We start from the raw sequence: 14,051 nt of genomic DNA on the forward strand, positions 1-14,051 counted from the left end.
TACTTACGCCAAATTTGGTCGTTTAGATGGGCGATAGTTTTATGAATAACACTCGTTATGGCACTTTTATGGCAGCATTCTCCTTTGTGATCTGGGGATTGCTACCAATTTATTATCGTTATTTACCAAATGCTTCTATGGATGAGTTGCTAGCATGGCGAATCATTGGGTCTGTACCTGTCGGGTTTCTAATTGTACTTGGGATAACCCGTCGAGGGTTGAATTGGAAAGAAATCTGGCTTGATAAAAAGTCCTTGTGGTACACGTTTGTGGCGAGCAGTTTGATGTGTATTTCTTGGAGTGCGTTCACTTGGGCTTTGACCCATCATCGGGTCATTGATGCCAGCTTAGGCTTCTTTATTGGGCCATTAGTATCTGTTGCACTAGGCGTATTTATTCTTGGGGATAAGCTCTCAAAAGGCAAACTTATTGCAATCGTGCTGGCAACAATTGGTGTTATGTATCAAGTGATTCACTATGGTCAGCTGCCCGTTATCGCACTAACGATGGGGTTGTTCTTTGCTTTGTATGGGCTTTACAAGAAGAAGATAAATTATGACTGGAGTACAACCTTGTTTGTTGAGGCGTTGTTACTGACTCCAGTTGCACTCGCATATTTGCTCTATAAACAATGGGCAACTGGTGAACTGGCTTCGGGCACAGATACCAAAACATTGCTTTTGTATTTTGGCAGTGCACCTATCACACTTTTACCACTTGTATTTTATTCTATCGCAATACGTATAACTAATTTATCAACCGTCGGTCTAATGCAATACATCGAGCCAAGCTTGCAGTTTGTGTTGGCAGTTATGTTTTTTGGCGAGTTGTTTGACGAAGTGAAAGCGGTGACCTTTGCATTTATTTGGGTAGGGCTGTTGTTCACCATTTTTGAAAGTATTATCAAAGGGCATCGGCGCAAAAAGCTGGTCAAACACCCCTTATAGTGGTTTCAATATTCTCACATATTAGCTTCTTTATTCTTATGCCCTCCATTCGAGGGCATTTTTAATGTCATGAAGCATTGGCTTTCGTTTTTTGCCTGAATAGAAATCATAACTTGAGATTATTTTACGCATTATCATAATGATACCGCTATAGTTATAGCCAAGTGACACGCTTATATAAGTGAAAACCAGATCAAGAAGGACGACATATGATCACTGCTCTGTATGCCAACATTCTCGCAATACTCATTATTTGGTTGGCTGTTCAAGTAATTAAGCAACGTCGCTTAAATCAAATTGCTTATGCCGATGGTGGGGTAGAGGCTCTACAAATTGCTCGTAGTGCCCAGAGTAATGCGACAGAATATATCCCCATCACCCTGATTTTAATGGCACTTTTAGAATTCAATAGTGCTTACCCAACATGGATACATCTCACCGGTATTATTTTTGTAATTGGTCGAGTTATTCATGCTAAAGGCATATTGAAAAAAGACTTGAAAAAGCGCATTAGAGGGATGCAGGTGACATTTCTGGTGATACTTTCATTGGTTGTGTTAAATATGATTTACCTGCCATACGATAAGTTATGGTAAGTCTGCGACGTTACATTCCACCACCATGGGTACTCGTTCTGATTGGATTAGTACTGAATATTGGCGCGATCATCGTTACTAGCTTAGTCCTTGATAAGTTGGGTAAACAGCACTCGCAGCTCGCAGAGCAAACAGCAGAAAACTTGTATTCCATCCAACTCGCATGGAACAGTGTGGAAACCCTAGAAAGGAAAAGAGAAGCTTTACTGCTGCATGTGCACATAAGTCAGAGCGTAGCGATACCTTTAGAGCTAGAAGAGGTATTAGCAGGGCATTTATCTTCTTGGGTTCACAACGAGTCGGATGAAATACAAATTGATCAACTTCCGCAACTAATGTCAAAGATAAATCAGGCACAAGCTTCGTATAGAGACCGCATCGATAATTACTACATTGAGAATGTAGAGCTCAATGAGGTAATGGCAAAGCAGGATGAAAAGATCGCTTGGTACAAGAATATCGGACTCTTCTTGCAAGTATTCGGACTTGCGTTAATCCTTGCACGCGACTTAGCTAGGAAGCAATAAAAGCAAGAGCTAAAGATCAGGTTTATTGCGAAATGCCAATGGTAGTTTGCAAATTGCAATTTATTCTGTGAGCAAACAGTAGCTATTGGTTAAGTTTTAATGAAAGTGATTAAATAACAACCTGTTTTTGTGCGCTGAAAAGTTGGCACGCCTCATGCTTTAGTATGAGTGACCCTTTCTAAGCCGAGGGTCACCTAGCCAACTGACGTTGTTAGTGAACCATCTTGTTCACAAATATATACAGCCAATCACGACTCCTTGTGGTTGGCTTTTTTTTATGCAGTCTAGAACTGTGCTTTAATCCAGATCATGCGATGGTCGGAAGATACATCCTTACCATCACCATACTTACCGATACGTGCATCGTTAAATAGTTTACGGCCCTCTTCATAAGACGCTGACCAGTACACACCAGAGTCTATTACATTCAAATTTGCTGAAGGCAAGGCATAGTCTACCCCTAAGCCAAACGTTGAAGTGATGCGATTCGGATATGAGTGAGTTGAACTGCGGTCAACAGCGTGTTCAGCTGCACCAAAGCTTGTTGGGTAAAGCGCACCATTCATCACGGTTTGGTTAACCAATGGATCGTTGTGCAGCTCTTGCATTACAGAGCTAATACCGTCACCAGCCACTGGATCAAGGTTTTGATCACCCATCATTACGAATTTAGCGCCGTTCGTTAAGCCACCTGTTTTACCCGCATCGTCGTAAAAATAGTCTTTGCCTTGAATGTAATGATGCCAAAACTCCACTTCTGCTGCGTTTTGCGCTTTGTTTTTACCGGTGTCAAATACTGGTGGAGTAGGATGAGACATCAACAAGTGTACAACTTCCTCGCCATTGCGAGTTGGAATGATGATTGGTGCGTCGACGTGATTTTTCGAAGATAGACGCACTTGATCCCATTCTTCCGCTGAGTACCATTCATCACCACACTTCATGCCGTCTGGAATCTTTTGCGAACCGTCACAGATAGTAATGGTTGGAATTTTCGCACCTTCCATATCTTTCCATTTAAATGCTTGGAATGTACGTGTGTTTGCTGTGTCAATTTTATACTTAGACATAAGGGCAAATGCATATTGACCATGGTACATGCCAAAGCCCCATGCATCACCTGGCATTTGACCTGCGGTTCCGTTGTTGTCGAGATCAAACTCACTCAACAACCCTGTATTAGTTGAGTAAGATTCAGCATAAGGGTATTCAATAGGCTCAAGGTTTGCTTCACCGCCCGCGCCATCGATACTTTGCGCGACAGACAAGTAGTTCTTCTGGAATCCTTCAATGGCTGCTTTGTTTTCGCCTGTTCCGTCGTTGTTGTATTCCGCCATCATGAGAACATCAGGACGATTCTTTTGAATGATTGCTGCAACGTTACGAATTTGAATGACTTTTTCCGCAGTGGTTTTGTCTTCGGCTGCGATTGAACCGTCTAAATAAGAGGTGACCAACGCAGTTTGTTGCGTTGGTTCAATTTGCATTTCATCTACCAAAGTTTCGAAGGTAGCGCGGTCAAAAGAGAGGTTGTAAGTCGCTATTTTTACTTCTTTAGGCTGAACATTGACGTATTCAGTATCGTCATTACATCCAGATAGTAGAGCGGCGCCAACAAGGACAGCGATAGAGGTTTTGATTGCTTTCATGGGTACGTCATACCTTATAATTAATTCGGCTGAATATTAAAGTCATCAGTCATTGTTTTAAGCGATATTAGTCACACAAACGTTTTCATATTTACATGTTCAATTAGTTTTTGTGTGATTTGTGCAATAAATGCAACACTTTCAACACCAGAAGGTTATATGTAAATTGTTAAAAAACGGTGTCGTTATTGATGCGAAATAGAGAGTCCGCCACCGTTAAAAAGAAAAGCGTAGAATTTAAGCGTACATGAGATGTTTGAGTTGTATGCTTATCGCCGTGTTTTATTTTTTATGTTTAGATTTCCGTATATAATAAGCAGTCAATCAGAAGTGAGGACGACCTCACCGCTCTATCTTTTCTCGGGGACGACCCCATCTCGTTGGGAAATGTGACATGGCTTGGGGAATTCTCTTCATTGCGGGCTTGTGTGAAATCGCATGGGCTGTCGGTCTTAAATATTCACAAGGGTTTACCAAATTCGGTGCTTCGGCATTCACTATTGTCTTTATGTTATTGAGCTTTTGGTTGCTTGGCATTGCGTTAAGAACCTTGCCTTTAGGCATTGCTTATGGCGTATGGGTAGGGATTGGCGCAATAGGCACGGCAGTCGTGAGTATTTATCTGTTCAATGAGCCAGCAACACTTATCAAAGCCTTAAGCTTGCTAATGATTGTCGCTGGTATCGCAGGGTTAAAAATATCAGCTTAACGTTAGGCTAAACACAAAACAGCCAGAGTCACTCTGGCTGTTTTTCTAAATGTCGTGTTTACGGTTCTGGGTAGGTATATCAAGCGTTGCGCTTAATAAAAGGTAACCGTAAGTTATGACCAAACGCATTAATTAATGCGCCTGTAACAATCAGACCGCCACCGACGTACGTCCAAATGATCGGAACCTCGCCAAAGAAAATGATGCCTAACAACACAGAAAATACGATCTGGATATACGAATAAGCGGAGGCTTTACCCGCTTGTTGAGTTTGCATCGCTTTGGTTAACCCCAATTGCCCAATTTGGGTAAAGACACCAACTAGAACCAACATGAAAGTCAGATATAGATCGGGCATTACAAAATCGTCGCCAATCAGTAAGAGTGAAGCGGGGAGAGCAACCAACGGGAAATAGAAAATGATCACTGAGCTGTCTTCTGTCTGACTCAGTTTTCTGACAATGACGTAGGCAATTGAGCTACCAAATGCGCCTAAGATCGCAATCATGACGCTAAACATTGGTAAAGCGCTATCTGAGCCTTGCCCAGTTTCTGGGCTTACCATGATATAGATGCCGAGTAAGCACAACGCAATACAAAGGAAAGTTGACGGCTGGATGCGCTCTTTCAAGAAAAATACGGCGAGTAGTGCAGTAAACACCGGATGAATATATTGGAATATCGTCGCTTCTGCCAAAGGTAAGGTGGTCACTGAATAATATACACACATCAGAGCCATCGTGCCCACAGCACCGCGTGCAAATAGTAATGGCTTATTATTGCCCCATACAGAAATTCGTTTTCGCTTTACATCGAAATAACTAATGATAAGTGAAACGAGCGCTCTTGCTGCAACGATTTCAAAAACGGGGATACCGTAGTTGCCGACGTGCTTTACTGTAGCCGACATCAGAGCAAAGCCGAACGCGGAAAGCACCATAAAGCGCACACCGATGGGAATCATAGTGTTGAATGAATTGGACATTTTACTGCTCATTTGTTGCGACAGATCTCACTTTAGCATACTTAGTTAGCGATTAAATCCTCTAAACTCAAACACTTCTGTCGACAAGATGAATAAACAGTAGAATACGTAGCAATTAATCTGCCTCTCTCAGCGTAACAATAAAAACTCGATATTTAAGGAGCTTACATGATCCCGATAAAAGCAACGCATGTTTCAGGCGTTGTCATTTCAAAAATTGATGGCATAGAAAAAATGCTGTTACTCAAACGCGTAAAAGGTGGCTATTGGTGCCATGTTGCAGGTGGTATCGAAGCGGGTGAAGCCGGGTGGCAAACCATTTTAAGAGAGTTAAAAGAAGAGACACTAATTGACCAAGTTGAGTTACATACAGCAGACTTTCTAGAGCAGTTCTACGAAGCAAAAAATAACCGTATCATGGTTATCCCATGTTTTGTGCTATTTTGTCCGCCTAACCAATCAGTTGTTCTTAACGAAGAGCATACAGAGTATCGCTGGTGTACGCTTGAAGAAGCTAAGCAGCTGGCTCCGTTTGCCAATCAGCATCACCTATATGAACATGTATGGAAACATTATGTAGATGTGGCATCACTAACGCCATTTACGCTGATCGATCAAAAGGGCTAAATGAACGGCAACGGCTTTGATTAGTTTTTATAGAGAGGTTTGTTCTCATAAAATGAAGCGTTAGGATTTGCGCTGAGCGTTCACAACAAAAAGGAATAACATCTATGGATGAAGTCACATGCCAAGAGACGTATCAAGGAAATCACTTACAGAAGCGTTTTTCCGTCTCGCAAAGGGTCTCAATTGAGCCCCTCAACACGAAACACGCGTCCGCTTTACTAGAGGTTGTGAACACTCACCGAGAGAGCCTTGAGGGCTATCTACCTTGGACGGATTCTGTCACGAATCATAGAGAGGCCGTTAACTACATTTCCCAGCGAGTGAACAGTAACGCGCTGGATTCCCACTGGTGTGCAATTTATTTTGATGAGCAGCTTACGGGTGTTATTGGCATTAAAGGTGTGGATTCACATACGCGTGTTACTGAAATTGGCTACTGGCTTGCCAACAATGGGCGAGGCCATCGTGTGATTGATCAAGTGCTCGCAGTATTGATCCCTTTTTTGAAGCAGAAAGGGCACGCACAATTCATTCAGTTCCATTGTATGGAAGATAACATCGCTAGCATCAATATTGCTGAGCGTGCAGGCGCCACATTAAAAGAATACGTTGATCATGAGTTCGATATGCTTGACCGCTCTCAACGACTAGGCATTTATGAACTACGTTTGATGTAGTATCCACCCCAGAAATATTTTAATCAGAGTTCGAACTCTAACTTCACGAGCGCTACAATAGTAACATTGTTGCGCTCGTGTTAACTTGGGGCGTCATTGGCAGAAACTAGGCTAGGAGAAGCATCATGAACGCAATCACAGAGGTTGAAGTAGATAACTTGTTACAGCAAAGCCTCGAACGCTTAAAAGCGGCATATGCAGCCGAGCCTTATCCTAGTTTGGATGAACGTAAACAGCGCCTCGTTTTGTTAAAAAAATCGCTGCTTGAGAACAAACAAGCGCTGGTTGAAGCGTTAAGTGACGATTTTGGCTATCGCTCAGAATTTGATACCGCTATGACCGACGTTTTGCCAACGGTCTCGCATATTAATTATACCCTCAAACGACTAAAAAAATGGTGCAAACCCAGCAAGCGCGAATCCGGCTTATTGCTCGCACCTTCTAAAGTCACCGTTCAGTATCAACCGTTAGGTGTCGTCGGGATCATTTCACCGTGGAACTTTCCTGTGATTTTGAGCCTTGCGCCTTTAGTGACAGCATTGGCTGCTGGCAACCGCGTGATGATGAAGCTCAGCGAATTTACGCCAAAAACCAATAAAGTCATCATCGATATTTGCCGTGGGTTGTCTGAGTATGTCGAAGTTTTTGAGGGTGAAGCAGACGTCGCACAAGCATTCAGCCAACTGCCATTCGATCACCTTTTGTTCACGGGTTCTACGAGTGTTGGTCGCGCAGTGGCAAAAGCGGCAGCGGAAAACCTTACCCCGGTGACGTTAGAGTTGGGTGGAAAGTCCCCGGTGATCATTGCAAAAGATGCAGACATGAAGAAAGCCGTTGATGCTATCTTGTTTGGTAAATGCATTAATGCAGGCCAGATTTGTGTCGCGCCTGACTACGCATTTGTACCGCAAGAACGTGTCGAAGAGTTCATTTCGCTATTCTTAAAACGTTTTGAAAAGCTCTATTTAAAATCCAACAAGAATCAAAAGCTGACCCATATTGTCAACCAACGACAATATGATCGTTTGACTGCGCTACTTGAGGATGCAAAAGCGCAAGGTGCTAACCTTCACACTGTTGAAGCGTCGCCCCAAGAGGAACGACTTCTGTATCCTCATTTGGTCACGGATGTGTCGCCGAATATGCGAATCATGCAAGAGGAGATCTTCGGGCCATTTCTACCTGTTAAGCCCTACAATGCGGTTGATGAAGCGATTGATTACATTAATCAGCGCCAAAGACCACTTGCGCTGTATGTTATGTCGGACGACAAATCGACCATCAAACATATTGTACGCAACACCCACAGTGGTGGCGTCGGCGTTAATGATACGGTTTTACATGTTGGCGCTGAAGATGCGCCTTTTGGTGGCGTTGGTGAATCGGGTATTGGGCATTATCACGGAGAGGAAGGATTCAGAACTTTTAGTCATGCGAAAACCATTCTTCACACACCGAAATGGTTGCCAAGAACGAGCGTATTAATGCGCCGTAGGGCTATGGCGATAAAAGCGATCCAAAAGATCTTTGTTCGATAATAATTATGATTTGATTGATAAAAAACCGCCCGAATAGGCGGTTTTTTGTTTCTATATGCTCTGAAACGCTGGGCACCAAAGTCCGAGAAACTTCCATCGCGTGCTACCAACAAAACAAAGAAAGGCTCTTGTTGAAAGAGCCTTGTTCAGGAAATGTCGAAATATCTTGGCAAGTTTAATGCAGAACTTCACTGCTGAATCTTAGATATCTACAGTCGTTCATCAGTTCTTTAAACGCCTTTCGGTCCAGCTTAATCAGAGTTTCATGATCGCCAGCTTCAAGGTAGACATGTTCCAAGTTTGCTAGTCTTTCATCGCAAACTGTCGACATGTGGTAAGGGCTACCAATCGGTGGAATAGCGCCGTGTTCACAATCGGTGAAGAGTCGGTAAACCATACGCTCTTTCACCAAGTGGAAGGTGGCATTAAATTCGTCGTTTAATCTCGACAAACTGATTTTGTTGTTGGCAGGTAAGACCGCCATCATATGACGCCCTTCATGATCCTCAAGAATCACACCTTTTGCGATATTCATTAAAGGCACACCTGCTGCAACACCACTTTGTAGCGAGCTATGACTGTGGCTGTGATTCACGGTTTGAAAGTGAATGTTATGCTCAGTCAAATATTCATCTAATCGGGTTGCAATCGCCATATAGCCTCCACGTGTATGAGACCCATAAAAAGTATAGGTTAGTCGGGCGACAATCGCGCATTTTACTCGGCGACACTGACGCTCTTTACGCTCCTGTTCTACGCTTATTGCAAGCCAGCGAGAAAACATGGTTAACAATAATAAATAGGGGGCAACATGAGCAAGCCAATCATCGCTGATAACAAGCCGATCAAAGTAGAGTTGAAAGCTGGGCAAGAATATTACTTCTGCCGATGTGGGCGTTCTAAAAATCAACCTTACTGCGATGGGTCTCATTCGGGAACCGGCTTAAAGCCAATGAGCTTTAGTGCGGAAAAAGACGAAGATGCCTATCTCTGCCAATGTAAGCATACCGCCAATGCTCCTTTTTGTGATGGTACACACAAGCGATTTACCGCAGAGCAAGTCGGTAAAGAGGGACCGGAACAAAAGCGAGAGAAAAGAGACAAACCAACAGCGTCTGCTACTCAAGAAGAACCAACCCTCGAGTTTATCCACCAATTAGCGAGAGAAGGACTCTCTAAACTCGGTCATCATGGTCCGATGGCTGCAATGGGGGTTCCTAGGCATTTGCTACCACATTGGGATGCTATACAAATCATGATGGCGCAAATGGCGACACAACCGTTGTTGGAAGACGTTCCTGTGTCTACCGAGTTGATTGTGGGACCAAACGCGCGTAAGCCGCTCAGACTCGCCATTCCTTTGTTGGTGTCGGACATGAGTTTTGGCGCACTTTCTGAAGAGGCGAAAATTGCACTAGCAAAAGGTGCAGAGTTGGCAGGGACTGGGATTTGCTCTGGTGAGGGTGGCATGTTACCGGAAGAACAAGCCGCTAATTCACGGTATTTCTATGAGCTTGCTAGTGCTCAATTTGGCTACGACGAATCTAAGCTTCTTAATGTTCAGGCGTTTCACTTTAAAGGTGGGCAAGGAGCAAAAACGGGCACGGGTGGTCATCTGCCTGCAAATAAAAATGTAGGTAAGATCTCTCAGGTGAGAGGCATCCCCGAGGGACAACCAGCGATATCACCACCAACGTTCAAAGATCTTCACACTACTCACGATTTCAGAAAGTTTGCTGACAGAGTTCGTGGCATCACAGGCGGCATTCCAATTGGATTTAAACTCAGTGCCAACCATATTGAGCAAGACATTCAGTTTGCGCTTGATGCTGGGGCTGATTACATCATCTTAGATGGTCGCGGTGGTGGCACGGGTGCGGCGCCAACTATGTTCCGTGACCATATTAGTGTGCCCACCATTCCTGCGTTAGCTCGTGCACGTAAGTACTTAGATGAAAAAGGTGCAAGTGACCGCGTCACATTAATCATCACCGGTGGGTTGCGAGTTCCTACGGATTTTGTCAAAGCGTTGGCACTTGGAGCAGACGGAGTGGCGATAGCAAACAGTGCGATGCAATCGATCGGTTGTGTCGCCGCTCGCATCTGCAACACCAATAATTGCCCGGCAGGCATTGCGACACAAAATGCCGATTTGAGGCAGCGTCTCGACGTTGAAAAGTCATCCCAGCAACTGAAAAATTTCTTCGAATCCTCGGTCGAGCTCATGCAAGTTATGGCAAGGGCGTGTGGTCATCACGCTCTGAGTGAATTTAGTCATCATGATTTAGCGACCTGGGATCACAACATGGCGAGGCTGTCTGGGATTAAGTATTCAGGTATGGACTTAAACTGATCTCTATCCATATTTTCTACATATAGGTACATGTTTGATAACAATTATTTATTCGCTGAAATGTTTGAAATTTTGACTTGGCGTTAACTAAAAAAACAGTGTATGAACTACGCTGTTTGAGGTGGATATTCGATTTATTGAATAACAAAGAGTGGTTACCACAACCACGACACGAAGGAGCATTATATGAGCAAAGCAAACGGCGGTTCGGTAGGTAAATGTCCAGTTATGCATGGTGGGCAAACATCTACAGATAAGTCGGTGATGGATTGGTGGCCGAATGCCTTGAACTTAGACATCCTGCATCAACACGACTCCAAAACCAACCCATTTGGTCAGGACTTTAATTACAAAGAAGAACTGAAAAAGCTAGATGTCGAAGCACTTAAAAAAGATTTAAAAGATTTAATGACTGATAGCCAAGACTGGTGGCCTGCCGACTGGGGACACTACGGTGGTTTAATGATCCGAATGGCATGGCATGCAGCGGGCAGTTATCGTATTGCGGATGGCCGTGGCGGTGCTGCTACAGGCAACCAACGCTTTGCTCCTCTCAACTCTTGGCCAGATAACGCCAACCTGGATAAGGCTCGACGCCTTTTATGGCCAATCAAGAAAAAATATGGCAACAAACTAAGTTGGGCAGACCTGATTGTCCTTGCCGGTAACATGGCGTACGAATCCATGGGCTTTAAGACCTTTGGCTTTGCGTTTGGACGAGAGGACATCTGGCACCCAGAAAAAGACACTTACTGGGGCTCTGAGCAAGAATGGTTAGCCACAAGTGACGCTGATAACAGCCGCTACTCTGGTGAGCGAGATTTAGAAAACCCGCTTGCTGCGGTAATGATGGGTCTTATCTATGTGAACCCTGAAGGGGTAGACGGTAACCCAGATCCTCTCAAAACAGCACATGACATGCGAGTGACCTTTGCGCGAATGGCAATGAACGATGAAGAAACCGTCGCGCTCACAGCTGGTGGTCACACGGTGGGTAAGTGTCATGGTAATGGTGATGCCGCAAACCTTGGCCCAGAGCCCGAAGCAGCAGACGTTCATGAGCAAGGTCTTGGCTGGATTAACCACAAAACACGTGGTATTGGCCGTGACACGGTAACGAGTGGCATTGAAGGTGCTTGGACAACGCACCCTACACAATGGGACTACGGATACTTCCACCTACTATTTAAGTATGACTGGGAACTGAAAAAGAGCCCAGCTGGCGCATGGCAATGGGAGCCAATCGACATTGAAGAACAAGACAAGCCTGTCGATGTTGAAGACGGTTCTAAGCGCTACAATCCAATCATGACCGACGCCGATATGGCGCTCAAAATGGACCCTGAATATCGTAAGATTGCAGAAAAGTTCCAAAATGACCCTGCGTACTTTGATGACGTTTTTGCTCGTGCCTGGTTTAAGTTGACACACCGCGATCTAGGACCAAAATCATGTTATTTCGGCCCTGATGTGCCAAGCGAAGATCTTATTTGGCAAGACCCAACGCCCGCAGGTAAGACAGACTACGATGTTGATTTAGTAAAAACAAAAATCGAAGCAAGTGGCCTATCCATTAGTGAGTTAGTAAGTACGGCGTGGGATAGTGCGCGTACTTACCGTGGCTCTGACCGCCGAGGCGGTGCAAATGGCGCGAGAATTCGCTTGGCTCCGCAAAAAGATTGGCAAGGGAACGAACCTGAACGTCTAAGACGTGTTCTTGCGGTGTTAGAAAAAATAGCAGCAGAAGAGGGCTGTAGTGTTGCAGATGCTATCGTGCTTGCTGGTAACGTAGGTATTGAACTGGCTGCGCGTGCCGCAGGTCATGATGTTTCCGTACCATTCGCGCCAGGCCGAGGTGATGCCACCCAAGAGATGACGGATGTGGAATCGTTCGAAGTACTTGAGCCTGTTGCTGACGGTTTCCGAAATTGGTTGAAGAAAGACTACGCGGTTAAGCCAGAAGAGCTTTTATTAGATCGTGCTCAGCTTATGGGGCTAACTGCGCCAGAAATGACGGTACTTATCGGTGGTATGCGCGTTCTAGGCAGTAACTACGGCGGTGGAAAAGAGGGCGTATTTACTGACCGAGTAGGCACTTTGTCGAATGATTTCTTCGTGAACCTTACTGACATGGCATATACGTGGAAACCAGTGAGTGCTAATCAATATGAAATCCGTGATCGTAAAACCGACGCTGTTAAGTGGACGGCTACTCGAGTGGACCTTGTCTTTGGTTCAAACTCGATCCTGCGTTCGTATGCGGAAGTGTATGCGCAAGATGATAATCAGGAAAAATTCATCCATGACTTCATCGCCGCATGGACGAAAGTCATGAACGCGGATCGTTTTGACTTGCAATAAGTGAAACGATGCCCGTCAGTAGATGGGTTGATGAATAAGTAAGAGAGGCGGGCGAAAAGCTCGCCTTTTTCTTTACCTATCTTTTTACTTTGATTGAAAGTTAAGCTCATTTGAACCATAATAACTGGACCATATGAACCATAGGAGCTTGATATGGCAACTGCAGCATTAAAAAGCTTCAAACCGAAACAACCTCATAAAGCCAATTTCTGGTTTATGTTGGGTATTGAAGACGCTGAAACAGGTCGCACTGATGCGGTTCACAAAGGCTTTGAGCCAAAGGTGTATCGCAATATTGTTGAGCGTGTGAAGCTTTCTCAGAGTGAGTTTCAAAACGTCACATTGATACCTGTCAGCACGATCAAGCGTCGTCTAAAAAACGATGAACGCTTCAATACGCAAGAAAGTGATGCAATCTATCGATTAGCGATGTTATTGAAACTCGCGACAGAACTGTTTGACGACGAAGAGCGCGCGTTAAAATGGATGAGAGAGAATGTGTACGGCTTAGGTGGAAAACGTCCACTTGATATGGTCTCGACCACGGTGGATTTTGAAATCGTAAAAGATTTGATCGGCCGTTTAGAGCACGGGGTATTCTCGTAATATGAAGCTCTATCGTCTCACACAAAAGAAATTTGCTGACACGCCATTCAGCCCCGTTGGCGCAAAGTTGTTTGGAGGGCGATGGAACTCAAAAGGAACCGAAGCCCTCTACTTCTCTGAATCGGAATCCCTTTGCTCGTTGGAAGTATTTGTTCACGTAAACAACGATCCTGCTATCACTAAACTTTACGATTTATATCGTATTGAAATGCCAGAATACCTCATCGCCACCTTAGATGAAGAAGATCTCCCTGTGACGTGGCGAGCAATACCGGCGAGCGAGTCTACGCAGTACATTGGTGATCAGTTTCTCAATGATCCTCATCCAGAGTTTGCCGCGCTGCAAGTGCCTTCAACGATTTCACCTCGTGATAAAAACTACGTGGTGAATCCAAATCATCCCAAAATGAAAGAGATCATCAAGAAAGCCGAAAAGCTCGATTTCGCGTTTGATCCGCGCATTTTCAAATAGACGC

At 44.4% G+C, this 14,051-nt stretch carries 14 protein-coding genes; 11 read left to right on the forward strand and 3 right to left on the reverse strand.

Features of this window, described 5'->3' with window-relative positions; genetic code table 11:
* Positions 1 to 41 precede the first annotated feature (41 nt).
* From rarD to MTF70_RS09425, 3 genes are all read left to right on the forward strand, one after another.
* Positions 42 to 947 (forward strand): EamA family transporter RarD, encoded by a 906-nt coding sequence (gene rarD, locus MTF70_RS09415; protein WP_025767839.1) that lies wholly within the window; start codon positions 42 to 44, stop codon positions 945 to 947.
* 209 nt (positions 948 to 1,156) lie between these two features.
* Positions 1,157 to 1,543, forward strand: coding sequence for an MAPEG family protein (locus MTF70_RS09420; protein WP_005376510.1), 387 nt, complete (start codon positions 1,157 to 1,159; stop codon positions 1,541 to 1,543).
* Positions 1,537 to 2,070 (forward strand): hypothetical protein, encoded by a 534-nt coding sequence (locus MTF70_RS09425; protein ID WP_025767838.1) that lies wholly within the window; start codon positions 1,537 to 1,539, stop codon positions 2,068 to 2,070. Before MTF70_RS09420 ends, MTF70_RS09425 begins: the two co-directional genes overlap by 7 nt.
* A gap of 284 nt (positions 2,071 to 2,354) precedes the next feature.
* Here MTF70_RS09425 and MTF70_RS09430 read toward each other — a convergent pair whose 3' ends face one another.
* On the reverse strand, positions 2,355 to 3,719 hold the full coding sequence (locus MTF70_RS09430; protein WP_025767837.1) for an endonuclease/exonuclease/phosphatase family protein: 1,365 nt from the start codon (positions 3,717 to 3,719) through the stop codon (positions 2,355 to 2,357).
* A 394-nt stretch (positions 3,720 to 4,113) separates the two neighbouring features.
* On the opposite strand from MTF70_RS09430, the gene MTF70_RS09435 reads away from it, so the two are divergent.
* Positions 4,114 to 4,428, forward strand: coding sequence for a multidrug efflux SMR transporter (locus MTF70_RS09435; protein WP_005376506.1), 315 nt, complete (start codon positions 4,114 to 4,116; stop codon positions 4,426 to 4,428).
* A 79-nt stretch (positions 4,429 to 4,507) separates the two neighbouring features.
* Here the strand turns inward: MTF70_RS09435 and MTF70_RS09440 are convergent, their stop codons facing one another.
* Complete coding sequence (locus MTF70_RS09440; RefSeq protein ID WP_025767836.1) at positions 4,508 to 5,413, reverse strand: DMT family transporter; 906 nt, start codon at positions 5,411 to 5,413, stop codon at positions 4,508 to 4,510.
* Between the two features lie 168 nt (positions 5,414 to 5,581).
* Between MTF70_RS09440 and MTF70_RS09445 the strand changes: the two genes are divergently transcribed.
* The 3 genes from MTF70_RS09445 to MTF70_RS09455 all read left to right on the forward strand — a co-directional run bounded on the left by MTF70_RS09445 (position 5,582) and on the right by MTF70_RS09455 (position 8,255).
* Positions 5,582 to 6,040, forward strand: coding sequence for an NUDIX domain-containing protein (locus MTF70_RS09445; protein WP_005376504.1), 459 nt, complete (start codon positions 5,582 to 5,584; stop codon positions 6,038 to 6,040).
* A gap of 104 nt (positions 6,041 to 6,144) precedes the next feature.
* Positions 6,145 to 6,717, forward strand: a complete 573-nt coding sequence (locus MTF70_RS09450; protein WP_047101443.1) for a GNAT family N-acetyltransferase — start codon at positions 6,145 to 6,147, stop codon at positions 6,715 to 6,717.
* A 125-nt stretch (positions 6,718 to 6,842) separates the two neighbouring features.
* Positions 6,843 to 8,255, forward strand: coding sequence for a coniferyl aldehyde dehydrogenase (locus MTF70_RS09455; protein ID WP_054577837.1), 1,413 nt, complete (start codon positions 6,843 to 6,845; stop codon positions 8,253 to 8,255).
* Between the two features lie 175 nt (positions 8,256 to 8,430).
* On the opposite strand, the gene MTF70_RS09460 is transcribed toward MTF70_RS09455, so the two are convergent.
* Positions 8,431 to 8,910 carry a YbaK/EbsC family protein gene (locus MTF70_RS09460; protein WP_054577838.1) on the reverse strand — a complete coding sequence of 160 codons (480 nt, stop codon included), beginning with the start codon at positions 8,908 to 8,910 and terminating at the stop codon, positions 8,431 to 8,433.
* A gap of 156 nt (positions 8,911 to 9,066) precedes the next feature.
* Between MTF70_RS09460 and MTF70_RS09465 the strand changes: the two genes are divergently transcribed.
* From MTF70_RS09465 to MTF70_RS09480, 4 genes are all read left to right on the forward strand, one after another.
* Positions 9,067 to 10,608: a glutamate synthase-related protein gene (locus MTF70_RS09465; RefSeq protein WP_054577839.1), complete on the forward strand. Its 1,542-nt coding sequence runs from the start codon at positions 9,067 to 9,069 to the stop codon at positions 10,606 to 10,608.
* A gap of 186 nt (positions 10,609 to 10,794) precedes the next feature.
* Positions 10,795 to 12,969: a catalase/peroxidase HPI gene (gene katG, locus MTF70_RS09470; protein WP_017820988.1), complete on the forward strand. Its 2,175-nt coding sequence runs from the start codon at positions 10,795 to 10,797 to the stop codon at positions 12,967 to 12,969.
* Positions 12,970 to 13,122: 153 nt separating this feature from the next.
* Entirely contained in the window at positions 13,123 to 13,575 is a 453-nt protein-coding gene (locus MTF70_RS09475) for an antitoxin Xre/MbcA/ParS toxin-binding domain-containing protein (RefSeq protein WP_017820987.1), read from the forward strand.
* Between the two features lies 1 nt (position 13,576).
* The gene (locus MTF70_RS09480; protein WP_005376497.1) at positions 13,577 to 14,047 is read left to right on the forward strand and encodes an RES family NAD+ phosphorylase; all 471 of its coding nucleotides are present in this window, start codon (positions 13,577 to 13,579) and stop codon (positions 14,045 to 14,047) included.
* The last annotated feature ends 4 nt before the right edge of the window (positions 14,048 to 14,051 follow it).

Origin of the sequence: Vibrio sp. 2CM40D (genome assembly GCF_023161825.1) — a bacterium.
In the GTDB taxonomy this organism is placed as follows: Bacteria; Pseudomonadota; Gammaproteobacteria; order Enterobacterales; family Vibrionaceae; genus Vibrio; species Vibrio alginolyticus.